27 protein-coding genes are annotated in these 25,079 nt (G+C 42.8%); 10 read left to right on the top strand and 17 right to left on the bottom strand.

Going from position 1 to position 25,079, the window contains the following annotated elements:
• Positions 1-47: 47 nt before the first annotated feature.
• The 11 genes from rsgA to pdxS all read right to left on the bottom strand — a co-directional run bounded on the left by rsgA (position 48) and on the right by pdxS (position 12,557).
• On the bottom strand, positions 48-953 hold the full coding sequence (gene rsgA / locus AABI08_RS00435) for a ribosome small subunit-dependent GTPase A (protein WP_338343258.1): 906 nt from the start codon (positions 951-953) through the stop codon (positions 48-50).
• Between the two features lie 157 nt (positions 954-1,110).
• The gene (pknB, locus tag AABI08_RS00430) at positions 1,111-2,985 is read right to left on the bottom strand and encodes a Stk1 family PASTA domain-containing Ser/Thr kinase (RefSeq protein ID WP_338343259.1); all 1,875 of its coding nucleotides are present in this window, start codon (positions 2,983-2,985) and stop codon (positions 1,111-1,113) included.
• Positions 2,985-3,848: a PP2C family protein-serine/threonine phosphatase gene (locus AABI08_RS00425; protein ID WP_338343260.1), complete on the bottom strand. Its 864-nt coding sequence runs from the start codon at positions 3,846-3,848 to the stop codon at positions 2,985-2,987. Before AABI08_RS00425 ends, pknB begins: the two co-directional genes overlap by 1 nt.
• Before the next feature lie 5 nt (positions 3,849-3,853).
• Positions 3,854-5,200, bottom strand: a complete 1,347-nt coding sequence (gene rsmB, locus AABI08_RS00420; protein ID WP_338343261.1) for a 16S rRNA (cytosine(967)-C(5))-methyltransferase RsmB — start codon at positions 5,198-5,200, stop codon at positions 3,854-3,856.
• Positions 5,193-6,164 (bottom strand): methionyl-tRNA formyltransferase, encoded by a 972-nt coding sequence (gene fmt / locus AABI08_RS00415; RefSeq protein ID WP_338343262.1) that lies wholly within the window; start codon positions 6,162-6,164, stop codon positions 5,193-5,195. Before fmt ends, rsmB begins: the two co-directional genes overlap by 8 nt.
• A 149-nt stretch (positions 6,165-6,313) precedes the next feature.
• The gene (gene priA, locus AABI08_RS00410; RefSeq protein ID WP_338344057.1) at positions 6,314-8,761 is read right to left on the bottom strand and encodes a primosomal protein N'; all 2,448 of its coding nucleotides are present in this window, start codon (positions 8,759-8,761) and stop codon (positions 6,314-6,316) included.
• 70 nt (positions 8,762-8,831) lie between these two features.
• Entirely contained in the window at positions 8,832-9,947 is a 1,116-nt protein-coding gene (locus AABI08_RS00405; RefSeq protein ID WP_083994327.1) for an AAA family ATPase, read from the bottom strand.
• 285 nt (positions 9,948-10,232) lie between these two features.
• Entirely contained in the window at positions 10,233-10,580 is a 348-nt protein-coding gene (locus AABI08_RS00400) for a hypothetical protein (RefSeq protein WP_338344056.1), read from the bottom strand.
• Positions 10,580-10,948 (bottom strand): TetR/AcrR family transcriptional regulator, encoded by a 369-nt coding sequence (locus AABI08_RS00395; RefSeq protein ID WP_338343265.1) that lies wholly within the window; start codon positions 10,946-10,948, stop codon positions 10,580-10,582. Before AABI08_RS00395 ends, AABI08_RS00400 begins: the two co-directional genes overlap by 1 nt.
• A gap of 148 nt (positions 10,949-11,096) precedes the next feature.
• Positions 11,097-11,648 carry a pyridoxal 5'-phosphate synthase glutaminase subunit PdxT gene (gene pdxT / locus AABI08_RS00390; protein WP_338343266.1) on the bottom strand — a complete coding sequence of 184 codons (552 nt, stop codon included), beginning with the start codon at positions 11,646-11,648 and terminating at the stop codon, positions 11,097-11,099.
• 24 nt (positions 11,649-11,672) lie between these two features.
• Positions 11,673-12,557 carry a pyridoxal 5'-phosphate synthase lyase subunit PdxS gene (gene pdxS, locus AABI08_RS00385; protein WP_059393247.1) on the bottom strand — a complete coding sequence of 295 codons (885 nt, stop codon included), beginning with the start codon at positions 12,555-12,557 and terminating at the stop codon, positions 11,673-11,675.
• Between the two features lie 390 nt (positions 12,558-12,947).
• On the opposite strand from pdxS, the gene AABI08_RS00380 reads away from it, so the two are divergent.
• Positions 12,948-13,391 carry a LytTR family DNA-binding domain-containing protein gene (locus AABI08_RS00380; RefSeq protein WP_338343267.1) on the top strand — a complete coding sequence of 148 codons (444 nt, stop codon included), beginning with the start codon at positions 12,948-12,950 and terminating at the stop codon, positions 13,389-13,391.
• Complete coding sequence (locus AABI08_RS00375) at positions 13,388-13,828, top strand: DUF3021 domain-containing protein (RefSeq protein ID WP_338343268.1); 441 nt, start codon at positions 13,388-13,390, stop codon at positions 13,826-13,828. Before AABI08_RS00380 ends, AABI08_RS00375 begins: the two co-directional genes overlap by 4 nt.
• Positions 13,829-13,870: 42 nt before the next feature.
• Here AABI08_RS00375 and AABI08_RS00370 read toward each other — a convergent pair whose 3' ends face one another.
• The 4 genes from AABI08_RS00370 to AABI08_RS00355 form a co-directional block, all read right to left on the bottom strand.
• On the bottom strand, positions 13,871-14,092 hold the full coding sequence (locus tag AABI08_RS00370; protein ID WP_338343269.1) for a hypothetical protein: 222 nt from the start codon (positions 14,090-14,092) through the stop codon (positions 13,871-13,873).
• Positions 14,093-14,186: 94 nt separating this feature from the next.
• Positions 14,187-14,324 carry a hypothetical protein gene (locus tag AABI08_RS00365; RefSeq protein ID WP_158531852.1) on the bottom strand — a complete coding sequence of 46 codons (138 nt, stop codon included), beginning with the start codon at positions 14,322-14,324 and terminating at the stop codon, positions 14,187-14,189.
• Positions 14,325-14,345: 21 nt separating this feature from the next.
• Complete coding sequence (locus AABI08_RS00360; RefSeq protein WP_338343270.1) at positions 14,346-14,540, bottom strand: hypothetical protein; 195 nt, start codon at positions 14,538-14,540, stop codon at positions 14,346-14,348.
• 190 nt (positions 14,541-14,730) lie between these two features.
• Entirely contained in the window at positions 14,731-15,642 is a 912-nt protein-coding gene (locus AABI08_RS00355) for a DMT family transporter (protein WP_338343271.1), read from the bottom strand.
• Between the two features lie 82 nt (positions 15,643-15,724).
• Between AABI08_RS00355 and AABI08_RS00350 the strand changes: the two genes are divergently transcribed.
• Both AABI08_RS00350 and AABI08_RS00345 read left to right on the top strand, forming a co-directional pair.
• Positions 15,725-16,588 (top strand): LysR family transcriptional regulator, encoded by an 864-nt coding sequence (locus AABI08_RS00350; RefSeq protein ID WP_338343272.1) that lies wholly within the window; start codon positions 15,725-15,727, stop codon positions 16,586-16,588.
• A gap of 593 nt (positions 16,589-17,181) precedes the next feature.
• Positions 17,182-17,427 (top strand): hypothetical protein, encoded by a 246-nt coding sequence (locus tag AABI08_RS00345; RefSeq protein WP_338343273.1) that lies wholly within the window; start codon positions 17,182-17,184, stop codon positions 17,425-17,427.
• A gap of 75 nt (positions 17,428-17,502) precedes the next feature.
• Here AABI08_RS00345 and AABI08_RS00340 read toward each other — a convergent pair whose 3' ends face one another.
• Positions 17,503-17,949 carry an ASCH domain-containing protein gene (locus AABI08_RS00340; RefSeq protein WP_338343274.1) on the bottom strand — a complete coding sequence of 149 codons (447 nt, stop codon included), beginning with the start codon at positions 17,947-17,949 and terminating at the stop codon, positions 17,503-17,505.
• Between the two features lie 167 nt (positions 17,950-18,116).
• Between AABI08_RS00340 and AABI08_RS00335 the strand changes: the two genes are divergently transcribed.
• The 5 genes from AABI08_RS00335 (at position 18,117) to AABI08_RS00315 (ending at position 22,184) form a co-directional block, all read left to right on the top strand.
• Complete coding sequence (locus tag AABI08_RS00335) at positions 18,117-18,728, top strand: hypothetical protein (protein ID WP_338343275.1); 612 nt, start codon at positions 18,117-18,119, stop codon at positions 18,726-18,728.
• Positions 18,725-19,132, top strand: a complete 408-nt coding sequence (locus AABI08_RS00330; protein ID WP_338343276.1) for a hypothetical protein — start codon at positions 18,725-18,727, stop codon at positions 19,130-19,132. The genes AABI08_RS00335 and AABI08_RS00330 overlap by 4 nt, the downstream gene beginning before the upstream one ends.
• Before the next feature lie 204 nt (positions 19,133-19,336).
• A complete protein-coding gene (locus tag AABI08_RS00325; protein ID WP_338344053.1) occupies positions 19,337-19,744 on the top strand; it encodes a peptidoglycan-binding domain-containing protein in 408 nt (135 codons plus the stop codon).
• Entirely contained in the window at positions 19,722-21,563 is a 1,842-nt protein-coding gene (locus AABI08_RS00320) for a glycoside hydrolase domain-containing protein (RefSeq protein ID WP_338344051.1), read from the top strand. Before AABI08_RS00325 ends, AABI08_RS00320 begins: the two co-directional genes overlap by 23 nt.
• Before the next feature lie 15 nt (positions 21,564-21,578).
• Positions 21,579-22,184 carry a hypothetical protein gene (locus AABI08_RS00315; RefSeq protein ID WP_338343278.1) on the top strand — a complete coding sequence of 202 codons (606 nt, stop codon included), beginning with the start codon at positions 21,579-21,581 and terminating at the stop codon, positions 22,182-22,184.
• A 156-nt stretch (positions 22,185-22,340) separates the two neighbouring features.
• On the opposite strand, the gene AABI08_RS00310 is transcribed toward AABI08_RS00315, so the two are convergent.
• Positions 22,341-23,132 (bottom strand): PhzF family phenazine biosynthesis protein, encoded by a 792-nt coding sequence (locus AABI08_RS00310; RefSeq protein WP_338344048.1) that lies wholly within the window; start codon positions 23,130-23,132, stop codon positions 22,341-22,343.
• A gap of 347 nt (positions 23,133-23,479) precedes the next feature.
• Between AABI08_RS00310 and AABI08_RS00305 the strand changes: the two genes are divergently transcribed.
• Positions 23,480-25,054 carry an MFS transporter gene (locus AABI08_RS00305; protein ID WP_338343279.1) on the top strand — a complete coding sequence of 525 codons (1,575 nt, stop codon included), beginning with the start codon at positions 23,480-23,482 and terminating at the stop codon, positions 25,052-25,054.
• Positions 25,055-25,079: the final 25 nt, after the last annotated feature.

Raw genomic sequence — 25,079 nt, 5'->3', positions numbered from 1 at the left:
GCAATCAGAATTTAACGAAGTCATTGTCGAACAGACAATTGACCTTTTTACTGACGCCATTTTTGGCTCGTCTTTTGATAGACTGGCCGTTTTCCTTTAATAATTTGATAAAACAGTTCGTAACTATTATACCGTGCCTGTGAAATACTGCCAAGGGCAACCCCCTCTTTCACCGCACAGCCAGGTTCATTAATGTGCGAACAGGTCCGAAAACGACACTGACCGCTGACTGCCTTAATTTCAGGGAAATAATTTCCCAACTCCTCAACCGGAAAGTCAAAGACTTCATAGGATGAGAAACCTGGTGTATCAGCAATCAAAGCCTCAAAAGCTGGTACCAAAATCAAGGATACTTGCCGGGTCGTATGTTTCCCACGAGACAGTGCTTTTGAGACAGCACCCGTTTCTAGTTGCAATTCTGGTGCCAAAGTATTGAGCAACGTTGACTTACCCGCTCCAGTTTGGCCCATTGCGACCACAACCTGATTTTTCAAAATTGGCCGAAAAGCGGAGGGAACATCTTCGTCAGAGACAATGACATCGTAACCAATCGTGCGATATTCGGCTAAGGTTGTCTCGAAGTCCTGCCGGGCAGTCGGTTCAAGCAAATCCATCTTTGAAAAATAGAGAACGGGCTTTACGCCGGCTGCCTCGAGTGCCACCAATTGCCGGTCTAACAAGTTTTGAGAAAAAGCAGGTTCAACCACCGAAGTGACCACAATCGCTAAATCAACATTGGCAATGGGCGGACGCACCAAATCGTTTTTTCGATCATGCAGTGCCCAAATAAAACCCTCGCCATTTTCCGATTCAAAATCAGCAAAATCGCCGACTAGGGGGCGGTGGTTTTTTTGCCGGAATTGTCCCCGCGCTCGCGTGCGTTCGACAACCCCGTCATCCATCATAATGTCATAGTAGCCGGCCAATGACCGAATAATCCGTCCTGTTTTCATACGCTTAGTATAGCATATTTTTAAAAATTCCAGTGCGTACCAAAAATAAAATTCTAACCAAAAAGAAAAGAAAACATCCCCTTCAAGAACCTGATTTCCAATCAAAAAAGCCACTAAAAAGTGGCTTTTTAACAGCGCTATCAATCAAAAATCAAAACTAATGATTATTAGTTGCAGAAGATGATGACGATGAGGAACTTGAAGAAGAGGAGCTCGACGAACTGCTATTTGAATTATTATTGCTGCTATTGGAACTACTATTCGAGTTGCTCTCTTGACCAGAAGAAATTGTCAACGTGACCGTCTTATCAGCGGTAATTTGTGACCCAGATGGTGTATCCTGGGCAACCACTTGACCACTTGGCTGGCTGGAACTTGTAACGTTAAAGTTCAACTGAATATGGTTAGAATTTGCCCAACTAACAGCATCGCTTTGGCTCTTACCAACCAAGTTTGGTACCTGAACCTTGTTTGGTCCGGTTGAAACCGTTAAGGTAATCGTCGTTGAACTTGGATCAACCGAGGTAAAGGCCGCAACTGACTGGGAAATGACTTCCCCACTGGCAACATCTGAACTGGCCTGATTTTTCCGCTTAACCGTGAAGCCTTGGCTACTTAATTGTGCCGCTGCCTCACCATAGCTCCAACCGCTATAGTCCGCTAGGGTGACCTTATCACCACCAGAAGAAACCACCAAGGAAACGGAGGCACCCTTCTGCAGATAAGCTCCTGACCCAGGCTTTGTTTTGATAACTTGACCCTTAGCCACCGTCTTGGATGACGTATAAGTTGGGCTTGATACCGTCAAACCAACATTAGAAAGCTTACTTTCTGCTTGGTTGACCGACATGTTGGTCACATCCGGCATGGTAACGTAATTACTTTCAAAATAGCTCGCACCACCGATACCAGCTAGCAACAACGCCAACATCACTAAAGAAACGACCCATTTTTTAGCTGACTTGTACTTAACCCCATTCTTCGACAAAACCTGACGAACAAACTTTGGCGTCCGATCCACCTTCGCTGCGATATCCTTGATTGACATCCCCTGCTTAGCGTAATCAATAATTTGATCAGTGACTGATTTGCCTTCCTCAGGATCCTTTAAAGTATCAGGATCAGCTACATATGGCCGGTCAGATAAATCAGTATCGACCAAACGTGTTTCATCAGAGGTTTCTGGGACATAGCGTGCTTCTTGCGCTCGCCGTTTGGACAACGAAGTCCTCAAATCATCAGCCATATCTTCCGCGGAAAAATAACGGTCTGCCGGATTCTTAGCAGTTGCCCGCAAAATAACATTTTCCAATGGCTGAGGCACCTGACTATCAAAATCGCGCACAAAAGGCATGGGCGTATTCCCATGCTTATAGGCCACTTGCTCAGGAGTATCCCCTTGATATGGCACCTGATTTGTCAGCAATTCATACAAAATTACACCCAGCGCATAAATATCAGACTGAGCGGAAGCGTGCTGCCCGATTGGCAGTTCCGGTGCGAGGTAATGAATAGAACCAATTACCGTATGCACCTGAGTCAATGATTGCGATTTTCTGGCGGTCGCAATCCCAAAATCAGTAATCTTCACTTGACCCTGGCGATCAATCAAGATATTTTGTGGCTTCAAATCACGATGGATAATGCCGGCACGGTGAGCCGCAGCCACCGCATCCAGGATTTGCTCCATAATATCAACCACTTTGTGGTAAGGAATTGGAAAATGCGCCTGGGTATAATCCTTCAGGTCCATTCCATCAACATATTCCATCACCAAATAAGAAGAACCATCAAACTCGCCGGCATCGTAAACCTGTACAATATGGTCATTGATTAAAGCGGTTGCTGATTTTGCCTCGCGTTGAAAGCGTTCAACGGCATCAGGCTGATCTTTGATATCCAGCCGAATCATCTTCAACGTGACATCACGGTTTAAATAAGTATCAAAAGCTTGGTAGACATTGGCCATGCCACCACCGCCCAGAGGGCGCACTACTCGGTAGCGGTGATCAATCATCGTTCCTTGTTCCATTAGTCTTGCCTCCCAGTTCGTTGTGGCATTGCTTGGTCAGTATCTTCTTTTTCCTGGCGGACATTGGCATAGGCCTTTGCCGCCATTTGCTGGTTTGGATTGGTTAAATTCGTTACCAGCAAAGCTGTAATATTATCCGGTGCTTGGCGGGCATTGGCTGCCTTCATCAGGGCCCGGATTCGTTCGGTTAGGTCTAAGACAGAACCCAAAGGTGGCTCATTGCCTGGACGGTGTCGTCCCGGTTGAATCAGCTTAACCTGGTCGTCAATTGAAAGAACCTTGGCCAGCCCATCTGATGTCAAATAGAGCCAGTCATCTTTTTTGGGGACAAAGGTCGTCCATTCAAGGTCAACTTTTTGATTCACTCCCAAATAGCGGGTCAATGAATTGGCTTCGGGTAGACTTTCATCATAAATTTGGCCACTTTCACGCTTAATTTCATTGCGGAGGGTGTGATCAAAGGTCAACAATTCGGCGCTTTTCCCCCGCAACAAATATGCCCTGGAATCACCAGCGTTTGCAACTAAAATTTGTCCTGGCAAGCAGGCAGCCAAAACCACCGTCGTGGCCATATTATTAATGTGTGGATTCTTTTGCCCGGCTAACAAGATCGCTCGGTTAGCTAAAGTTGCCTGGTGAACCAGCCAGTCCTTAACGCTTTCCGGATCCGTCATATTCTTTTTTTGCCAAGCAGAGCCAAGGGTCTCCACCACAATTTGACTGGCCTGCTTAGAGCCTGGATTAGAGGCAACGCCATCAGCGACAATCACTAAAGCTTCGCCCGATTGATTATAAAAGGCGCCCACTGCGTCTTGATTATCGGCCCGTGTCGGACCTTTTTCGCTGATATAAGCAATTGCCATCGTATCTAATCCTTCCTTTGAAGGGTGGCTACGAAAAAGCCGTCCGTCTCGTAGTCATCGGGATAGATTTTCAATACATCCTCTACCCGATCATCCTTCAACTTCTTATCGGTTGGTGTCTTCAACAAGGTAAAATCAGGATTTTCAGCTAAAAAGCGTTCAATCACGCCATCGTTTTCCTGATTTAAAATCGTACAAGTACTATAAACCAAACGGCCACCAGGTGCTAAACGCTTCGCGGTCGCATTTAAAATCGAAAGCTGTAAGTCAGCGAGGTGCAAAACATCCTCAAGCGACTTTTCATAGCGAATTTCTGGTTTACGGCGCAAGAGCCCTAAGCCAGAACAAGGGGCATCGACCAAAATTCGGTCAAAGTCTTGGTCAAGATTTTCTGGCACCTGCCGAGCATCCAAAGCTTTTGCTTCAACCCGGTCAGCTAAACCAAGACGTTTCGCATTGGCCTTAATCAACTTGACCTTGTGGTCGTGAATGTCTAAGGCCAAAACCTTAGCATCCCCCGACAGATATTGGGCAATCTGTGTCGTCTTCCCGCCAGGAGCAGCCGCGGCATCCAAGACCGAATGAACGGATTCATCAATGGCCAGTGCTTCAACCGGCAACATGGCGGATTCATCTTGAACCGTAATCAGCCCGTCAATAAAGGCCTTAGAAGAAGCCACATGTCCACCAGTAACCACCAAGGCATCGGCAGCCACGGCGGAGTCGCGAACGGACAGTCCTTCGGCCATCAAACTGGCCTTCGCATCAGCAACCGTTGTCTTAGCCGTATTGACTCGAACAGCTTGGGCCGGTGCTTCATTCAACGAGGCTAAAATACTTTTGGTCTTGTCTTCTCCAACTTGGCCCAATAACGCTTTCACCAACCAAACGGGTAGCGAATACGAAATCGATAAACGTTCGATTGGATCTGCGATTTTACTTTCATCGCGAAGACCCGTGCGGTCCATATTATGAAGAATGGCCGTTACAAACTTAGCTGTCCCAGCATTTCCAAGGGTTTTAGCCACTTCAATGGTTTCGTTGAAAATGGCATGCTTAGGAATTTTGTCTAGTTTATGCCACTGGAACAATGCCGTCAAGAGTAATTCCTTGACCCAGGGTTCTAATTTCTTTCCCTTCACAAAAGGCGCCAACCAGTATTCCAACAATAGGCGGTACTGGATTGTCCCGTAAACGAGTGTGGTCAAGAGCCCCTTATCAACTGCTTTGAGTTGATGGCTCTTAATCACCTGGTTTAACTGCAGGTTTGAGTATGCACCGTTTTTGATTTTAGCTAGGGTAACAACCGCTAGCAGACGGGGATTTTGACTGTTTTTTACTTGATTAGGCATTAATTTCCTCGACGGTGACCCACTGGTCGCCCACTGTATACTTTTGACCGGCGCCATTCAAATAGGCGGCAACGGCCATGACACTCTTGCCGGCTGGCTGCAAACTTTGGATTGCTAATTGCGTTCCATCAGCAGCCGCAATCACCAGGTGCTTCTTATCTTTTTTTGTAATCACGCCCGGCTTCGCCTCTGTTTTTTCGGCCAATGGTGTCGTTTCCACGAGCTTAAAGCGTTCGCCACCAACCACGGCATGAGCCGGATGGGTTGGATATAAACCACGAATATGCCAATTTAACTGTTCGGCAGTCTCGTTGGCGAAATCTAGGTTCTGCTGGTCACGACTGATATTTGGTGAAAAACTAACCTGGTCAGGATCTTGAGGTTCTGACTGAGCCGTCCCGGCTGCCAACTTTGGCAAATTAGCGAGAACCAATGGTGCAGCAACAGCACTCAACTTATCAAACATGGTCCCAACGTTATCAGTTGCCTCAATCGGTACCTTGACCACATCAATTACATCACCAGCATCCATTTTCTTGACCATGTACATCAATGAAACACCTGTTTCTTGGTCGCCGTTCATAATTGCATAATGGACTGGCGCACCACCACGGTACTTTGGTAGCAAGGAAGCATGGGCATTGATTGCCGCTACCTTGGCTGCCTGCAACAACTTCTCCGGCAAGAATTGCCCAAAAGCAGCCGTCACAATAAAATCAGGAGCCAGGTCAATCAATTCAGCCATTTCGGCTGAACCGCTGATTTTTTCTGGTTGCAAGACTGGTAAATCATGAGCCAAGGCAGCCGTTTTCACCGGACTTGGTGTCAACTTTTGCTTGCGGCCTTGTGGTCGGTCCGGCTGCGTCACAACAGCCAAAACATCATATTGGGGATCAGCCACTAAGGCCTCTAAAATTGGAACAGCAAATTGGGGTGTGCCCATAAAGACAACGCGATTGGTCATTAACTTCCTCACTAATTCTGCCGATTAGAAAGTCGGCACTTTCATTCATTATAACAAATTCAATCAAAAGACTCATTGACGCCAGAAAAGTGCCGATTAAGCATCATTCAGGCGACACCAAAACGGCTATATCAAGCTCACTCGCATCCTTACATAAAGGTCACTGGGTCACGCTTTACCGAAAGCTGGAAGCCGGCCTCAGCCTTTTGCGACCGGTCAACCAAATCACGCAGTAACGCATCGGCTTCATGGGGCTTCTTCAGTTTGAGCAAAATCTGGAAATAGTACCGCCCCTTTAGCTTGGCGATCGCTTGAGGTGATGGTCCAAGCATCAAAACATCCTTTGGTAGCTTTTTTCTCAGCCAAAGGCCAATTTTGGCACTCTGGACGGCCACCAAATTTTCATTGGGGTGCGAACTCTGAATCTGGATTGTATAGTAGTAGGGTGGAAATTCACCGGCATGGCGGATGGCCATTTCTTGCCGGTAAAAGCCCTCGTAATCATGGTGCTGGGCGAACGTTAGGGCGTAATGCTTGGGGTTAAACGTTTGAATCACCACTTCCCCCGCCCGGTCACCTCGACCAGCGCGACCTGCAACCTGGGTGAGGAGTTCAAAGGTTTTTTCACTAGCACGGAAATCAGGTAAGCCCAGGCCCGTATCAGCATTTAAAACGCCAACCAGCGTAACGTCCTCAAAATCCAAGCCCTTGGCGACCATTTGCGTCCCCAACAAGATTTGTGCTTTTTTAGCGCCAAAATCAGCCAAGGCTTGCGCCATGGCCCCCTTTTTCTTGGTCGTATCCTGGTCCAAGCGGATTACCGGATATTCCGGTAGAACACGGCTCAACTCTTCTTGGACCTTTTCAGTCCCAGTCCCATAGTAACGAATCCGCTTAGATCCGCAACTCGGACAAATATGCGGGATTGGCGCCTGGAAATCACAGTAATGGCACTTCAGGGTTTTCGTGTCCATGTGCAAGGTCATGGCCAGGTTACAATTGGGATCTTTTGGAACATAACCACAGTCCCGGCACATCACAAAGGAAGAAAAACCCCTTCGGTTCAGTAGCAAAACCGCTTGTTCTCCACGGGCCAAATGGTCCTTCAGCTTTTCCAAGAGCTCGGTTGAAAAATTAGTGTCCCCCTTTAAGACGACCGTCTGCCGCATATCAACAATCTCAACCGGTGGTAATGTGGCCGCAGCCGCAGCCCGTTTCGTTAGCGTTAGCAATTGATAAACGCCCTTTTGTGCCCGTGCCCGACTTTCCAGTGAAGGAGTTGCCGAACCCAAAACAACGGGTGCCTGATGATAAGCCCCACGCCACAAGGCCACATCACGGGCAGAATAATGCGGATTTTCACTTTGGCTGTATGAAGTTTCATGTTCCTCATCAACGATAATCAAGCCTAGCTTAGCTAGCGGGGCAAAGACCGCTGACCGGGCACCAACTACCACCTTGACCTGGCCGGATTGAATTCGACGCCATTCATCATAGCGTTCCCCAGCAGACAAACCGGAATGCAGGACTGCAGTTGCATCCCCAAAGCGGTCAGCCACTCGTTTTTGCATCTGTGGCGTTAGCGCAATTTCAGGAACTAAAAAGAGGACTTGTTCCCCTTGAGCAATCGCTTTTTGCGCCGCCTGGAGGTAAACCTCAGTCTTCCCAGACCCGGTAATCCCCTCCAACAAAAAGGTCGTCTTTTCCTTGGCCGTTATGGCTGCAGTCACGGCATCATAAGCCCTTTGTTGGTCTTCGTTTAGAACCTTAACTGCCTCGACCTTGCCAGAAGCCATTGCTCCGGGACGCCGTTTTTGCTCAACCTGGCGCTTAACTAGCCAACCGTTTTTAACACCAGTCGTTAACGTTGCCGCGGCAACATCAACTTGGGCCAACCAATCACGCTTCGTAAAGGTTTCACCAGGGTGTTCCTGGCAAAAGGACAACAAAGCCGCCTGACTTTTAGCTGATTTACGCAAAGTTTCTTCCGCTTGGCCCAATAGGTCCTGGTCACTGGTTACCTGATAGGCCAGTTCCGTTTTAATCCGGCCCTTATTTTCAATCACCGTTTCGATTGACAGTTGACCTGCCGCAGCTAACTGGCGGACCTGCCGCCATTCCTTCGCCGAAAAGTCCTTAGTTTTAACTAAACGCTCCTCCTGTCCGTCTAAGTAGGCCACGCGGTCAGCAGGCAGCAAGTCGGCTTGTGCTCGCAAGCGCTTCTTGTAAGATGCCTTTAAAGCAGTTGGCAACATCAAAGCCAAAAAAGAAACCTGGAATGAAAAATTAGTTTGCGCCAATTCTTCGGACAAGTCCAGCATTTCCTGGCTGAGAACCGGGTGGTCATCTAAAACCGTCAAAATATCCTTGACCTGATCAACGGCTAAATCAGCCGGCAAATCGACACCGGTTTTTAACACATAGCCCAAAACCGAGCGGTGACCAAAGGCGACCAAAACACGGACACCGGGTTGCACTTCATCTTGAATCTCATCTGGAATCAAATAAGTATACGGCCGATTCGTTTGTTGAGTGGGAACATCCACCACCACCTGTGCATACGTGAGTGCCACACTGGTCACCTCCTCTTCTGTCATGTTTTCAATAGCTTACTAGCAATAGATAAAGTTGGAATAAAAAAGACCCGAAACGTTCAGGGCCCTTATCTTAAACCTTGGTTAAATTAATGCCAACTTTATCTTCAATAATTTCCAAAGCCTGCATATACCGGGCATAGTAACCCGCTGGGTCATCGGGTCCACCCGGCCGATCCAAGGCCACTGCCAAATCATCATAACCATAGTCGGCAATCACCTGCCAAAGGTGGCGATCAAATTCGGCACTTTCAATTGGATCTGCACCATTGAGAACAGCTACTGCTGGTGGAATCACCAAAATCAAGTCTAATTCTTCTTCTTGAATTGTATTATCAAATAATGGTAACAATTGAGCCAAGTCATCTTTTGGCAACCACTCCCTTGCTTCCGCCATGGTGACCATCGCATCCGTATCAAAGAAGGTCAAGCCATTGTTAGCCGGCGAATTGATTTCGGCCGAATTGGCATCATACTGGCCCTGAATAATTCGTGAATAATCCTTTAAGAGCAATTCACTATCAAAGACATTGGACTTTTCCTGGTAAGTTCGTGAAAACTCCACCGAAAAAGGCGAGTTGGATGTTCGCGCTAAGCGCCTGGTCAAAGTTGATTTACCCGTTTGCGGTGCCCCAACAACCAAGATTTTTTTAGCAAAATGGCGCCGGAAAACTCGGTTAATAAAGTCCCAGTTTCCCAAGGGATCATTACGAACAGCTGTGGCCGATACCTTCAAAATGGTCCGATCCATTAATGAAACGCGGAAATGGCCATCTTTTGGCAACATCTTTTCCAGCATTTCCTTGTAGTCGGCTTCGCCAGTATAAAGCGTAATCTGTGCCTCAGGGTTCACAATATTTCGTCGAATCGTTGCCGTCAACCGGTCTGTCCATTCCTGCCAACCGTTCGGCATCTGAGGAATATCATCTTCATTGATGTAATCAACCTTGATGTTATCTTCATCATTGAAGGCTTCCCGTAAGTAACGGAACCGCTTTTCAACTGGCAAGCCGATTTGATCACCACGGTCACCCGTGTAACCGGAAGTAATCACAACGACGCCATCATTTAGGGCTGCAGCCTTATAAATTTCGGCCTGGTGCCCAATGTGCATTGGTGCCAAGGTTCCAAAAAAGACCCCAATTCGGTCACCTGTTAAGTTTGCTTTGACTAAGTTTTTCTTGACCATCAGTCTTCCTAACATCTATCTTATCAAACACTTCACTGGAAAAATCAGCCAGTGCATATTGCTTCTATTATACCAAAGATAGTCAAGGGGGTTGTTGAAAGGCAATTTACGTTTAGTCGCTATAAACACATCATGAACATTATCTTAATGGTAAATTATAGCCATAAAACCAAGACTCTTCAGAAATTTTGATAGAAAAGAACCACCACTTTTTAATAAAGAAAAGAATCAAGCAACTTGATATGCCTGATTCTTAGTATAAATGCCTACTGCTAGCTAAAAACATTACAGTTGATTATTAATCGATTGAACTAGCTGTTCAGGATTTTTTACGCCTAAAACTAAACGATCATATTTTTCATTCTGCAATTGAATAACTACGGGTATCTCGTTAGCCTTAACATTATAAAAAGTAGTTTCGTTATTTTGATGAAAACTTCCACCCCAATAATTGGTAGTGTGCGTTCCGCCCGCACGTAATCCCTTAGGATCAGCTAAAATACCACTGTCTAATGACGCACCGGCGACATGGGTAATGGGAAAAATTAGATGTGTTTTAAGGGTTGTCAACTTATTCAATCCCACTGGCTCTACCACGAGCTGATTCTGTTGAATATAAACGCGATTTCCCATCATTTCACCTCCGTTATTCCACTCTCTTTTAATACAATTTGACCTAGTTTTTCCGTGACCGCTTGATAAGACTGATGATGATACCACTGATTTATGATTTCAAAAACTCGCTTACTTTGATTAGTAAGTTCAATCATTGCAATCAAAATTAAGTGCCAGCTCTCCTCACTTTCCTTTTCAAGACTATCTGATAGAGCTGCAATGAACATCCCCTCCTTACTGCCAAAGGTACTGTATAAACTACCACGTAGTAACCCCGTCGCTTGCACTAAGTCATCAAGAGAAGTCGCATTATAACCCTTTTGAATAAATACTCGCTGTATTTGTCCTATTGTTTCAACCGTATCAAATTTTTTATTTCGTCCCATGGGTGTATTATAGTTCTTTTTTTGACTAAATAGTCAAAAAACATTCACTGCTTTTAAAGTTTAATTTCTACACTAAAAAAACAGCAATGGCATGCACGCCATCGCTGTCTTTTAAATTCATCTTATCGTTCATTTATTCCAATCAGGCTTAGGCGCTGACCATCTCCAAGAAAAGTTGGTGCATCCGAGTATCATCGGACAATTCTGGGTGGAATGACGTTGCCAAAATCTTGCCATGCTTAACGGCAATAATTCGGTCATCGTCAATCTTTGCCAGTACTTCAACATCATCTGCTACCTGCTTCAAATAAGGAGCACGGATGAAGATGCCGGGAAACGGTTGATTAAAACCAGCTAAATCGATATCAGCTTGGAAGCTATCCTTTTGTCGGCCAAAGCCGTTCCGTTCCACTTCACCTTCAATACCAGCCAAAGCATCCGGACGGGATAAGAGTACCAAACCAGCGCAGGTTCCAAAGATTGGCAATCCTGCTGCCACCTTCTCCTGAAGGGGCTTTAACAAATCAAACTTGAGCAACAGGTTCATAATTGCCGTACTCTCGCCACCAGGAATAATCAAACCATCGACCTGATTTAAGTCTTCCTCTGAGAGCACCTTTTTACCTGTCACACCACACTGGGCAAGCATTTGGATATGCTCGTCAACAGCGCCTTGTAAATCTAAAACACCAATTACCATTTGCTTGCTCCTTTTTTCAATTGATTAGATTCCGCGAGGAGCCATCTTGTCTTCATCGTGCAAAGTTGCCGTATCGATTCCCTTCATTGGGGCACCCAAGTTCTTTGAAACTTCGGCAATCAAGTGGTAGTCAGTTGGATTAGCCGTTGCAGTCACAATGGCCTTGGCAAACTTAGCTGGATTTTCTGATTTGAAAATACCAGAACCAACAAAGACCCCATCGGCACCAAGGTTCATCATCAAAGCAGCATCGGCTGGTGTTGAAATACCACCGGCAGCAAAGTTAACAACTGGCAACTTGCCGGTTTCATGAATTTCTTGAACCAAGTCCAATGGTGCCCGCAAGTCACGAGCAATGGCCATCAAATGTTCGGGCTTTTCGTTTTGAATGTGACGAATTTGTTCGTTCACCTTTTGCATGTGGCGAACAGCTTCCACAACATCCCCCGTACCGGGTTCACCCTTCGTCCGCAACATTGAAGCACCTTCACCAATTCGACGCAATGCTTCTCCAAGGTCACGGCAACCACAAACAAATGGCACTGTAAATTCATTCTTAGCAATGTGGAAATTGTCATCGGCAGGCGTCAACACTTCACTTTCATCGATATAGTCCACACCGATACTTTCCAAAACGTGGGCTTCGGCAATATGACCGATACGAGCCTTGGCCATTACAGGGATTGAAACAGCAGCCATGATTTCTTCAATCATCGCTGGATCTGACATCCGCGCAACTCCCCCAGCAGCACGGATATCCGATGGTACTCGTTCTAAGGCCATCACAGCAACAGCGCCGGCTTCTTCTGCAATCTTTGCCTGTTCAACGTTGGCGACATCCATGATGACCCCGCCCTTTTGCATCTGCGCCATACCACGCTTGACTGTTGTTGATCCAGTTTCCTTCATGACAATACATCCTCCACAATCTATTCTAATAAAATGATTAAAAAATAAATTTCCAAAATCAGTAAAACCGAACTTTTGGATAGAATGATTATACCATAAAGGAAATTAATCTTAATGTTATTCTCATTACACTTTCATTTAAGCAATATGGAAACATTCAGCGCCTTAAAAATGGCAAAAAGATTAAAAAATAAAACAACGACAATCAAAAGCCGATTAAATCTCCTGATTTAAATTGGAACAATTCTCTTTTATATAAAAATTTATAAATTAACCTTCTATTTTTAACCGATTTTTCAACAATAAAGACCAAATAGTAAAATCCACCCCCTTTTTCCTTTGATTTGTTTTACAGTGAATTTAACAAAACAGTGTCAAAAGGAAAAAGCAATGAAAGTATCCACCAAAATTGATCAAAATACTCAGACACCCAACATCGTAATTTTCGCTAAGCAAAAAACGGCCGAAATTGTCTACCTCGAGCACGAAATTCAAAGCGTTATCAATCACAGTAGCCTCTTTGTCAAAGACCAAGAAGATTACCAACAAATTGAACTACCCAACATCGATCGCTTTTACACAGAAGAGCATGCGGTTTATTGCCAAGTTGACGGCCAGCGCTATAAAACACAAAAACGGATTTATGAACTAGCCGACTTTTTACCAGAGAACTTATTTATTCAAATTTCTCAATCCGAAATCATTAACCGCCACTTCATTCAGCGCTTTGAGCTTAGTAAAACAGGTGCCTATGAAGTTATCTTACGAGATGGTCAAACTACTTTTGCTTCAAGGCGCTACATGCGACGCATCAAAAAGGAGAAGCTATCATGAAAATTTTAAAAAAAATTGTATTGGGCGCTAGTGTAGGAATTAATATTGGTCTTTTGTTTGCTGTTTCTTTCTCATATGCCTACCAATTACCCAACTTAGTTGCCTCCGGTCCAACCTTTACGAATCACTTTCACCGACCACTCACTGCTTTAGTATGTTCCATCGTTCTTTGGGCACTCATGGGCATCCTCTTTTCTCTTTCCGATACAATTTTTCAAAATGATCACCTGAGTATTACCCGTCGAACAATCGAACACTTTTCAGTGACTTACGTTGGATTCACGATTTTGGCTATTTTAGCGGGCTGGTTCCCTCTTTCCCTTTCATGGCTGGCATTTTATACATTCATTTATCTACTGATTTATTTGCTTATTTGGTTCATTTCCATGGCTCAAGCGAAAAAATTAGTTCGTGAACTAAACAAAAATCTCAAGTAATCCCCTTAACCAAAAAGGAGTTGCTCATCAAGAGCAACTCCTTTATTTTTTTCGATTAACAAATTTCGTCCATAACCAGCTGAGGACCATTAGCACTGCAAAACCAGCCACATTAACAATCAGACTATTCAGCCAGCCAAGAAAAGATTGACCGGGCGAAAACAAGTTCACTAATAAAATGTAAATAATATTGAGAACAGTTACCAAAACGATTGCGGCTGTTCGTGGATAGAGAATGGTCAGTTCGGTTATCTTATTTTTCATGTCGAATTATTCCTTTTCTTTCCCATTTATTGTAACCAATCCTCAATATTTTTACAAAAAGACAATAAAAAACGCCCCGAACGGGCGTTTTAGCTTACTTTTCGTCAGCCTTCTCACGACTTTCGTGCGATGACTTAACGAACTCTGATTGCTTTTCTAGGCGTTCATCTTGGCGCTTAGCATCTTCAACTTCGCGGGCATCTGCCGCTTCAAATTCATGCTTTTTTTCCATAATGATTTCCCCCGATTGTGCTTATTGACCTTCGAATTCTTTCTTTTCGTTCTCGAATTCCTCGTTGTCGTAGCGAGCATCCTTATGCTTGGCATCCTCAACACGGGTGTTTGCCTTCTCTTCGTGGGCTTCAGCGGCGTGTTCTTGAGCCTGCTTATTCTTTGCCTCATCAAAAGATTCGCGGTTCTCCTTTGAACCATCACGTAATGTTGCCATCCTTAATTCCCCCTTTTCGATATATTACGATTATAATACTATCATGACAAATTTTAAAGACAAATGTTAAAAAGATTCTAGTATTTGTTTTTCCTGCCCGGCTCACGGAAAATAAGCCTCGCCCAAACCGCCACCTTTAAAAGACCCAAATAAAAAATCAGCCACTAAATCACGGCTGATTTTTCATTATTTAAGAAGCGTGCGCACTCCGCTGTGGCTTTTGTAGCAAAACCACGCTCACGATTAACAAAATTCCCAGTACTTCAACCAGGCCAAGATTTTGTCCGAGGAACAGAACCGAAAACAAAGCTGCGGTCAGCGGTTCAAACGATCCTAAAATCTGTGCAATTGTCGCTGATAGGAACTTTAAACTATTGATATAACACAGACAGGCCACAAATGTGCCAACAATAACGATAAAAAGCACGTTTGCCCACTGCCAATTCGTTAATTGATAAAACGAATGATCACGGAAGCTAGCCGGTAACAATGGCAAACTACCCAAAAGCATCCCCCAGCCAACAACCACGCTCGTTGGGTATTCCTTCAACAAAGGCTTTGGCAGTAAACTATAGGCTATCTGACCAACACCGGACATCAGGCCCCAAAAGATGGCCCAGACCGAAACAACAAACGTTGATAAGTTACCGTTCGTAATCAATAAAACCGTACCAGAAAAGCTAATCACAATCGCTAGTGTCTCCAGACGATTTGGCCGGTGGTGCCAAGCAATCATCATAAAAATCAGCGTAAGCGTCGGGCTCAAAAACTGTAGCGCCGCGGCCGTTGCAACGTTGCCGTAGCTAATGGACAAAAAATAGGACAATTGTGATGGTAAAAAGCCAAATAGGCTAAATAATAAAAGCCGGTTCCGGGTCCGCTTCTGCTGCCAAATACCCAAAACGAGCTGACGACTACTTGGTTGAACCAAGGCGGTCAATAGGCACAGGATGCCACCAACAAAGAGCCTTAGCCCGACCAAACTCACGGGGTGAACTGCGGTGTGATGAAATAAATATTGACTGGCGACACCGCTAATGCCCCAGCACGATGCCCCCAATATAGCAAAAAGAATGCCAACTTGTTTTTTCGTATTATTCATGTGTTCTTCCTCTTTAACCAATATAAAATAGAATCGATTATAATTGAAATTGATAATTTTTATTTCAATATAAGGAGAACTTATGAATAAATTTTTGGCATTAAAAATTATTTTAGAGCAACAAAATATCACCAAGGCGGCCAAAATTTTAGGCTATACCCAACCCGCTGTCACCCAAATGATTGCCAGCCTTGAAAATGACTTGGGCTTTCCCTTATTAATCAAAAAGCACCGGCAAATCAGCCTAACGCCAGAAGGTGAACGCATCTTTCCATTTATCAACCAGCTGCTCAATGATTACCAAGCACTCGAGGAGCAAAAGCAAGAGATTCAGGGCGAAAGTACCGTTATCAAAATTGCCACCATCCCCAGCATTTCACAGCAGTGGTTGCCAAAGTTAATCGCCAATTTTCAAAAGCAATTTGAGAATGTTGAATTTGCCATTATCCAAGGTGATGGCACCAGCATTCCCAACTGGATTGAAAACGGCGAGGCAGATATTGGTTTCGTCAACGGCGATGTCACCGAGAACGGCTTAGTTATCCAACACCAAGTCCTCAAGGCGATTTTACCGTTACAACTTGCTCAGAATTTTCCAGAAAATCAGCCGATTCCACTCGCTGATTTAACAAACTACGACTACATCCTCCTCGAAGAAGGTCTCTTTAGTGAATCGGTCTCAGAGTTCCAAAAAATTGGCATTGAGCCCAAGATGAAATTGCGGCTACACGATAGTTTTTCAACAATCCTCATGGTCGAACAAGGCCTAGGCTACAGCATCATGCCAATGGATGAGGAAACCGAGTCGCTCTACCAGATTAAATCATTCGACACAGTACCGACCATCAGCCGATCCATTAGCCTGTTACAAAAAAATGATGGGCTGCTCACCAACGGCGCTAAAAATTTCGTTAAGTTTGTCCAAACACATCGGGATGCCCTGTAAATTTAGCTAGCATCCATGATTACCAATTAAAAAAATCAGCCTCGCAATAACTTGACATGAACCCAAATTTTAAGGCTCATAGCACTGCGAGACTGATTTTTTATTTAGAATGACCTAAAACTTTATTTTTTCCAACACTTTTTGACAAACCAGTCAACGAGCATCGACAGGACGGTAATAACAGCTAGTCCCAAGTAGAGCGACACCCAGTAGGATATCGGTTCTCCAGGCGAAATCAAAGACCCAATAAACACGAAAAAAAATTCCAAAACTGCGACAAAGAAGGTCGCAAAAGTTCGACGATAGTGCATGACCAGTGTTTGCATCTGCTTTCTCCCCGGGGGCCTGCCCACCTACTCAAAGTCTCGGGTGAAACTTTTTCTAAGGACAGCATACCAGAAAAAATTAGAAATGAAATGATAAATTCAAAAATTTTCTCGCTTAATAGCAATTTTTCCCCAATAAATATTAAAAAATAATAAATTGAGTCCTTTTTACTAGTTTTTTCTTAGAAAAATATGAAATTCCATGCTACAATTATCCTTAGAGAAGTTTAGAATGGTGTCGTGATGACAATTAGGGGAGGATTAAAAATGGCAAGTGAAAAATCTGCGTTTATCTTTATTTCAATGCTCGTGATTTTGGCCCAGGCGATTATTGTCAAATTCAGTCTAAATACCTGGGTGCAATTTGTCATCCCCTTTGCCTACTCCATAATTTTTGTAATCTGCTTTTTCTTCGTTTTCAAGAGCGATAATTGGATTGCCTTTGCCACACTTTTATTAGCAGGCAACATCACCCTCATGGCAACTGCCAACCACGCAAAATCAATTTACTAAATATTCCAAATCAGAATAATCTCAGCTCTGCTAATAAGCAGACAAAAAGGTCGAAACAATCTTGTTTCGGCCTTTTTATTGTGGATAAACTAAGTGAAATTTTTCCAGGACAATTTGTGCCTGATTTTCTCGAAACGCCTTGCCCTCTTCGTGGTAGGCGGCAGTGAAAAACTCATGGTGCACCTGGCGCCAATAGGCTAACGAGCGGTCCCCTTCGCCCTCTTCATAGGCATGTTGGGCGTTAACATCTAGGTACTGTTCAATTGTGACAGCATCATTTTTAATAATGCCAACGGGTTGATTTTGCCCATCTAAAATAACATCATAAGCGCCGAAAGCAGGTAACGGCTCCTCTTCTTCGTATAAATCGTAAGCACTCGCAGTGGCGGTCTTAACGCCTTTCAGGACTAACTGAGCGAGTTCGTCAGCCGCCACACCAAATTGAAAGCTGGATTGCAATTGGGCACCCAACGGAATCACACCCTCGTCTTTGGCTTGTTGAAAAAATGCTACTGGTGTCATTTTCTTTTCCTCTTCCAATTTTAAAATTTAAACATTCTTGTCTTCATTGTACCAGTAAAATACCAACCAATTGGGATTGGCAAACCAAAGGTAGTGATCGCGACCAGCAAAAAAGCATCACTTCTCTCAATGCTACAATAATGACGAAAAATTAGAGGAGGATGCCAATGCTTAGTGACAAGCGCCAAATCGAAATCAAAGAACATGCCGAGAAAGCCCATCAGCAAATCATGGGCCAAAACGTCGACAATGAAAATCTTGCCACCTATTTTAAATCAGTTGGCCTAGCCGTTGTAAATGCTGATTTATCCGACTTCAAGACAACTGCTTACACCCTGTATAACATGGATAAAGATCAGCCACAATTTATTGTCGAAAACGACCTAAACCACCGCGACTGGATTTATATGTTAGCAAAGGAACTCGGCCAACTTATTTTAGGATGGGATTACCAGGTTAACCAAGACAATCCCCAGGTGGTCGAACGTCTCCGTCAAGAGGACAACCAAATTGACGGCATTGCTATCTTAGATTATCCCTTTGCAAACGACGAATATCAGCACCAGAAAAACAGGATAAACGAGGCGGAAGCTGATTTATTCGCAGAATATTTCTTAGTCCCTGATGCTACAGCCCAACCAATCCTACAAGACCTTGATTGGCAAACTTTTTCCATGGCCCAACTAATCCAAAAATTCTCATTGATCTACTTTATCAATGACCAAATTGCTCGCAATCGTCTAACAACTTTAATCCAGGAGGTTTCCCAAATCAAATGACCCAAACTAAGAAAAGCAAGTTAAAGGAACAAATTATTACCCCAGTGGCCGTCCCCTTTGACGACCAGACTCTGCTTGCACAAGATCAAGCGGAATCTTTGCGTAGCCACATTATTAACAATGACACCGCTTCGGCCATCCAGGGCCAGTTAGTGAAGGAACTTAAATCAAAAGCCGCCATCCGACGCTGGCTCATTATTTCCATTAGCCTCTACTTTGCACTAGTGACGGTCGCCATTTTAGGCATTACCATCTTTTTAGCGGACATCGTCGCCATTAAGGTGCAAAGTTACCTGATTACCGGCCTCTTTACCAACCTCATCGGCCTACTGGTCATCATTTACCGCTACGCTTTCGCCGATACTTCTAAACTTATTCATGATTTGTGGACGTTAACCAGGTAAGCCAATGATAAATCAGAAATTATAACGTAGTTAAAAACGACTAAAACGCTATTCAATGCTACCGCTATTTTTACGTCTAACTAAAAGACGAGCACCTTAAAGCCCAAAATCTTATTACCGGAGAATAAGCCCACTGCCTTTAACGTTTTCGTCAGCAATGTTTCTGTCCCGCATTCAAAATACAACTCGAAAGAAGGTCACTCAATGGATTATCAAGTTCTTGCAACGCAAAAATGGTTAAACAAGACATATGGCAAAATTCCTAATTTCAATCAAGTTAACGAAAGTGGTTCGACAGGTTGGCCAACGATTTATGCGCTCATTAAAGGTCTACAGTATGAGTTAGGCATTCCTCTCACTTCCGACCGAGAAGCTGCTTTTGGTGAGCAAACAAGCCGACAGTTTGATAATAAAGTAACTCCACTACTGGCTCCTGGATACTCTAATAACTTTGTTTACTTAATCCAAGGGGCATTTTGGGCAAAAGGTTTTTCTCCCGAGGCCTTTGATGGTCAATACTCCGAAAAAACGGTGACCGCCGTCAAACTTTTCCAACAGGCCGCTGGTTTACCATCAGACGGGCATCTAAATGCTCGCCTTGCTCGTGCTTGATATGTCAGCTTTTGCTTTAGTACCAGGTGGCGATACGAATATTCGCCGCATGCAACAGCAATTAAATCAGAAATACCAAGACGTCACTGGTATTTTGCCAACGGATGGGATTTACCAACGTGCAACAAATCAAGCACTGATTTATGGAGCGCAAGTAGAACTACAGTTAAGCCAAGTTGCTAATGGCTATTGGGGTCCTGCCAATAGCTCGAATTATCGAGCTGCATATTTTAACGGTCTTGCCACAAACTTAATCAAAATTGTTCAATATGCACTTTACGTCAATATGAAAGACTTTAATCAAGAAAAAGGTCTGCCTCACGTTTCATTCACTGGTGCCCTGGATAATGTCACAAAGCAAAATTTGCGTGCTTTCCAGTCTTTTATGCACCTCAGCCCAAAGGTTGATGGCGAACCCGACTATATCACGGTGAATTCACTGATGTCATCAGCCGGAAATGCTAACCGTTATTATTTTGGAATCGATACCGCCACCCAGCTAACCCACGATCACATTCAAGCCCTAGTTAGTGATGAAGTCAATTTCGTTGGGCGCTACCTAACCGGAACTGTTGGCGTTGGTGCTAAAAAGACCGCTAAAAATCTAACACGGTCCGAAGCCGAAATGATTATTCAGTCTGGTTTGCACCTGGTTCCAATCTACCAAGACAATACGGGCGATGTCTCAGATTATACATTTAAAAGCGGACTTCACGATGGTAGCGCAGCCGTTCGAGCAGCCCTCGCTTTAGGAATACCAGATCACCATACCATTTATTTTGCTGTTGATACCGATATGACGGAATATGAAAATAATCGTCATGCTATCCCATACTTCCGCGGCGTCGCGAAGGCCATCAAACATTATCAAATTGGGGTTTACGGTACCCGAAACACTTGTACGATGGTTTCCAATGACGTCTCTTCCGTTAAGTTTGCTTATGTGTCCAACATGTCCACCGGTTACTCCGGTAATTTAGGCTTTTCGCAGCCGCTTAATTGGTCATTTGATCAATTCGATGAGGTCGGTCCTCAAGGAAATCTTCCAGGTCGTGATAAGGTTGCCGTTTCCCATGAAGATGAAGGTGTAACAAACTTAGTCGAATCTCGGGCTGTTGATGGTTGGGTAAAACGCTCTAACTGGAAACTCATGAAACGACTTATGGCCAATCATAATATCGAGCTAAATGGTAAATCCTACGTCCTAATTAACAGCGAATCATTAAAGGTTACGGTTTCATACAAAAACGTTAGTTCACTCAATATCGATACTCCCCTGACATTCACTTATCCAATCAAAAACGGTAAAATTGATTCTGCGATTTCTGCTGATTTTTCAAGCCACGGTTTTCTTTTTGGAGCAAATATTGCTGGCATGATGAACCAATTTACCGCTGGACTAGAGTCGGGCTACGTAACGCTTAATACAGAACTAAATAAGAAAACATTATATATTAATCACTTAACCATTACGATTTCAGATGAAAAAATAAAACCCCAAAACGATACTTTTATCAACCAGGACGTGATTGTCTTTGACATTGATGTGAATTGGACTTACACACAAAAAGAACTCGTCAAGCAACTTAAAAATCCAGCTGATCTTGCTATGCAAAAGACTGCTCAAGGCATGTTAGCTCTCATTCAAGGTGGTGGCTTCAGCCTAAATAATCAAATTGGATTTGGCTTAACCAGTACGATTGTCGCGACTTTAAGTAATTTAAATGAGTTGCCTGAAGAAACGACAAAAGCAGTTGGTACCGCAAGTATCGTTGTCATAGTCCTTGGAATAATGTTAGGTACTTTTGATTTTGTATAAAAATTTATAGGTAAAATGACCGTTATGGATGAGTTGAGAAAAGTTAACAAGGTGCTGAAGATAACGGCACAAAAAAATTTAAAATGGCAAATATTGTTCTTTCTACTCGGAATTATTTTTAGTACGATGGTTCTTCTTCCGGACCTTTCACTTATAATCTCGAATAAAATGAATATTGTAGTATTTTTAGATATGGCCCTGATTATTCTTGAATATATCTTATTAATATTTTGGATTAAATTCATTGTTCAAATTCGAAAATCAATTAGATTATCATTTCAAACAGACATACTCCAGCTGAATGATATGGCAGAGGTTAATGAATGGATTAAGAAAAATTCCTTTCGTAGAATCAAGAACTTGTTTTATTCTACTAATAGAACTCCTTACTTCCTATGGGGTATTATTGAGTTAGAAAAACAATACCGTATTACGTTCGTGGACTTTTCAAAAGACAATCAATTAATTATTTTAAACGTTAAGAAACAAGAACTGGCTCAATATTCAGAAGTTAATAACGTTAAAAAAATCATTTCAAAGAGTAAAGTAAAAGCAAAAAGATTAAGGTTACCTGTTGAAAAACAACTGTATTCATCATTTGGTTTTTACATCAAGTATTAATAGTGCCTTTATATTTTTCTAAAATCTAAACCAACAAAATCCCTTCTGATTGAATCAGTGAGGGATTTTTGCTTTACAAAATTATCGTATTTCACTAAAAAGGTGCACGGAATATTTTCCCGTACACCTAATAAAATTGGCTTCGATGAGCTATTTTTAAATCGCTAAGTTCACTTCATTTTCAGAATAAAGCACCGCCTCACCGCTTAGCTTAGTCCGCTTACCCTCATAATCGCAGTGAAGGACACCTGACCGTGGTGAAGCCTGGTAAGCAGTCAATTGGTGCTTACCTAGTCGTTCTGACCAGTATGGGGCGATATGACAGTGACCGCTACCACAGACAGGGTCTTCGTTAATTCCTAACTTAGGTGCAAATGATCGTGATACACAATCATATTCATCATCCACGATGGCTGTAGCGTGTTGGGCCATCCCATCTAATTTTTTCAGCTTTTCCATATCAGGATCCATCTCAGCAATTGCCGTGCCCTGTGGGAAAACACAGACCAAATCACGTCCAAGATAGGCAGCATCTGGTCGGGCACCGTAGGCTTCCGTCATGGCTTCCGTTACAGGAATTGCCTTCAAATCGTAAGTTGGGAAGTCCATTTCATACAGGTCACCCTTCTTTGTGACCGTCAAATCACCACTCATGGTGTTGAAAACCACTGACTGTCCATCTTTTGGAGCCGCCTTTTGAAAGACTAAGAAACCGGTAGCCAAGGTAGCGTGACCACAAAGGTCAATCTCACCGGCTGGTGAGAACCACCGTAAATCATAGTGGTTGTCATCTTTTTTAACAGCAAAAGCTGTTTCAGAAAGCTTATTTTCCATTGCAATATTTTGCATCATTTCATCACTTGGGAAATGATCAACGAAGAGGACTGCCGCCGTATTACCCTTAAAAATCTCACTTGCAAACGCGTCGACAACATAACTTTTTACCATGGTTGCTTCCTTTCCAAACACAATTAGAATTTCTTTAATTTGCACCATTCTACCACGGTCAAACTGATTTAACAGACATCACCTCAGCTTTCCTGACATCAATTAATTATGTGTTCGGACTCCTGACATCCAGCCTTTTTTAATTAATTTCATTAGAGTTCTTTCGCAGATATTAAAGCGAAAACGCTACTTAGTTTTATTTTTTAAGAAAAATTTGCTTCATCCATATTAAGAACATTTAAACAATTTTTCTAAACCTTATTTTCATTTTTATATTAATCATGTTAATATAAAAAAACATACTAACAAAGTTAATATGAACAAAAACAATAAGAAGGAAGAGAGAAATGTTCAAAAAATACTCTTTATCGTTTATTTTCATTCTCGGCATCTTTATCTGCATGCTTGATACAACAGTCATGAACGTAGCTTTACCAGCCATTAGTGCTACCACTAATACTAATCTCAATACGTTATCCTGGGCCTTAAATGCTTACACCATTATTTTTGCCTCTTTTACAATTCCCTTAACAAGAATTGCAGAGATTTATGGCAAAAAGAAATTTTTCTTTTTAGGTGCATTGCTATTTGGTACTGGCTCATTAATTTCTGGATTTTCATTCACCTTCATCATTTTACTCATTGGTCGAATCATTCAAAGTTTTGGTGCTGCAATTCTTTTTCCGCTTTCAATGTCAATGGGAATTGAATTGATTGAAGGAAAAACAAGAACAAATACAATTGCAATTTTAGGTATAACACAAGGATTAGCATCAGCCATGGGACCAACTGTCGGCGGTATGATCACTCAATATTTAACTTGGCATTGGATTTTCTTTATCAATGTTCCTTTAGCCGTCATTATTATTTTCCTTGGTATTCCAACATTAAGAAAGACGACAATTATTCAATCAACAGTTCAAAGTATTGATTTTTTTGGTTCGTTATTAGGCATCACAATGCTAGCGTCATTTACCTCAGTACTAATTGAGGGAAGACAATGGGGTTGGACTTCAGCACCGACGATTGCTTTGATTCTAGTTGCACTAATTTCTCTAATAGTATTCATTCTTATTGAATCAAAAATACAGGAACCAATGATCTCGTTGGATTTGTTTAAAAATCGTAATTTCTTAGCATCCGCAATTGTTATTATTTTGAGCAACCTATTTTTAGTGGCTGTAACCGTGCTTTTACCAAATTATTTTGTCAATATTGAAAACTATAGTACGCTGAACGCCTCTTACATGATCACACCAATTACCTTTTGTATTTTTATTATGTCTCCCTTGTCCGGTTTTCTACTTGAAAAAATTGGGCCACGATGGCTAGTATTGATCGGCTTTTTATTAATGGGAATAGGATACGAATTATATGCAAACTTCAACGCTTTAAACAATGTGGCTATGTCATCGATCAGTGGTGCATTCGTCGGCATGGGCTATGGTATTATCACCGGCCCAATCACTGTTATTGCGGCCGCAGACTTTAAAGGAGATCAGTTAAGTAGTTCACAAAGCGTGGCCAGCGTTTTACGCCAGGTTGGAATCTCTATGGCAGTCGCCATCTTTGTCAGTGGTCTATATACTAATTTAGCTAGTGCACAACGTAAAGCAATTAATTATTCCAACCAAGAAATAGTCAGCTTGCATTTGCCACATAATGTAATCGATTCAATGAAAAAACAATCAATTGAATCAATCAAAGCCAAAAAATACAAGTCAAAAACAAATGAGTCACCTACTCACATTAAAGCAATTGATGAACAAATTAACGAAAAAATCGATTTAATCAAGAAAAATTCTAAAAAGGAATTTACCTTAGCTTTTAGTAATCTTTATAAATCAGCTTTACCATTCATGGTCTTTGGTACATTCAGTATTTTTATTTTTCCTCGAAAAAAAGAAAAACTATACCGATAATCTTGTTATAATACAATGAAAAAGA

It is taken from the genome of Fructobacillus evanidus (genome assembly GCF_963580165.1).
Lineage (GTDB): Bacteria > Bacillota > Bacilli > Lactobacillales > Lactobacillaceae > Fructobacillus > Fructobacillus evanidus.
This window is presented reverse-complemented; position numbering and strand designations above follow the sequence as displayed.

Excerpts from the sequence above, each read along its gene's own strand:
- priA (WP_338344057.1), bottom strand. The coding sequence starts at position 8,761 with ATGACAGAAGAGGAGGTGACCAGTGTGGCACTCACGTATGCACAGGTG.
- pdxS (WP_059393247.1), bottom strand. The coding sequence starts at position 12,557 with ATGAAGGAAACTGGATCAACAACAGTCAAGCGTGGTATGGCGCAGATG.
- AABI08_RS00330 (WP_338343276.1), top strand. The coding sequence starts at position 18,725 with ATGACCCAAACTAAGAAAAGCAAGTTAAAGGAACAAATTATTACCCCA.
- rsgA (WP_338343258.1), bottom strand. The coding sequence starts at position 953 with ATGAAAACAGGACGGATTATTCGGTCATTGGCCGGCTACTATGACATT.
- AABI08_RS00365 (WP_158531852.1), bottom strand. The coding sequence starts at position 14,324 with ATGGAAAAAAAGCATGAATTTGAAGCGGCAGATGCCCGCGAAGTTGAA.
- AABI08_RS00340 (WP_338343274.1), bottom strand. The coding sequence starts at position 17,949 with ATGACACCAGTAGCATTTTTTCAACAAGCCAAAGACGAGGGTGTGATT.
- AABI08_RS00335 (WP_338343275.1), top strand. The coding sequence starts at position 18,117 with ATGCTTAGTGACAAGCGCCAAATCGAAATCAAAGAACATGCCGAGAAA.
- AABI08_RS00405 (WP_083994327.1), bottom strand. The coding sequence starts at position 9,947 with ATGGTCAAGAAAAACTTAGTCAAAGCAAACTTAACAGGTGACCGAATT.
- AABI08_RS00315 (WP_338343278.1), top strand. The coding sequence starts at position 21,579 with ATGACCGTTATGGATGAGTTGAGAAAAGTTAACAAGGTGCTGAAGATA.
- AABI08_RS00355 (WP_338343271.1), bottom strand. The coding sequence starts at position 15,642 with ATGAATAATACGAAAAAACAAGTTGGCATTCTTTTTGCTATATTGGGG.
- AABI08_RS00425 (WP_338343260.1), bottom strand. The coding sequence starts at position 3,848 with ATGGCAATTGCTTATATCAGCGAAAAAGGTCCGACACGGGCCGATAAT.
- AABI08_RS00305 (WP_338343279.1), top strand. The coding sequence starts at position 23,480 with ATGTTCAAAAAATACTCTTTATCGTTTATTTTCATTCTCGGCATCTTT.
- AABI08_RS00350 (WP_338343272.1), top strand. The coding sequence starts at position 15,725 with ATGAATAAATTTTTGGCATTAAAAATTATTTTAGAGCAACAAAATATC.
- AABI08_RS00375 (WP_338343268.1), top strand. The coding sequence starts at position 13,388 with ATGAAAATTTTAAAAAAAATTGTATTGGGCGCTAGTGTAGGAATTAAT.
- AABI08_RS00360 (WP_338343270.1), bottom strand. The coding sequence starts at position 14,540 with ATGGCAACATTACGTGATGGTTCAAAGGAGAACCGCGAATCTTTTGAT.
- AABI08_RS00310 (WP_338344048.1), bottom strand. The coding sequence starts at position 23,132 with ATGGTAAAAAGTTATGTTGTCGACGCGTTTGCAAGTGAGATTTTTAAG.
- AABI08_RS00400 (WP_338344056.1), bottom strand. The coding sequence starts at position 10,580 with ATGGGAAATCGCGTTTATATTCAACAGAATCAGCTCGTGGTAGAGCCA.
- AABI08_RS00380 (WP_338343267.1), top strand. The coding sequence starts at position 12,948 with ATGAAAGTATCCACCAAAATTGATCAAAATACTCAGACACCCAACATC.
- AABI08_RS00395 (WP_338343265.1), bottom strand. The coding sequence starts at position 10,948 with ATGGGACGAAATAAAAAATTTGATACGGTTGAAACAATAGGACAAATA.
- AABI08_RS00345 (WP_338343273.1), top strand. The coding sequence starts at position 17,182 with ATGGCAAGTGAAAAATCTGCGTTTATCTTTATTTCAATGCTCGTGATT.
- AABI08_RS00320 (WP_338344051.1), top strand. The coding sequence starts at position 19,722 with ATGCTCGCCTTGCTCGTGCTTGATATGTCAGCTTTTGCTTTAGTACCA.
- rsmB (WP_338343261.1), bottom strand. The coding sequence starts at position 5,200 with ATGCCTAATCAAGTAAAAAACAGTCAAAATCCCCGTCTGCTAGCGGTT.
- fmt (WP_338343262.1), bottom strand. The coding sequence starts at position 6,164 with ATGACCAATCGCGTTGTCTTTATGGGCACACCCCAATTTGCTGTTCCA.
- pknB (WP_338343259.1), bottom strand. The coding sequence starts at position 2,985 with ATGGAACAAGGAACGATGATTGATCACCGCTACCGAGTAGTGCGCCCT.
- AABI08_RS00370 (WP_338343269.1), bottom strand. The coding sequence starts at position 14,092 with ATGAAAAATAAGATAACCGAACTGACCATTCTCTATCCACGAACAGCC.
- AABI08_RS00325 (WP_338344053.1), top strand. The coding sequence starts at position 19,337 with ATGGATTATCAAGTTCTTGCAACGCAAAAATGGTTAAACAAGACATAT.
- pdxT (WP_338343266.1), bottom strand. The coding sequence starts at position 11,648 with ATGGTAATTGGTGTTTTAGATTTACAAGGCGCTGTTGACGAGCATATC.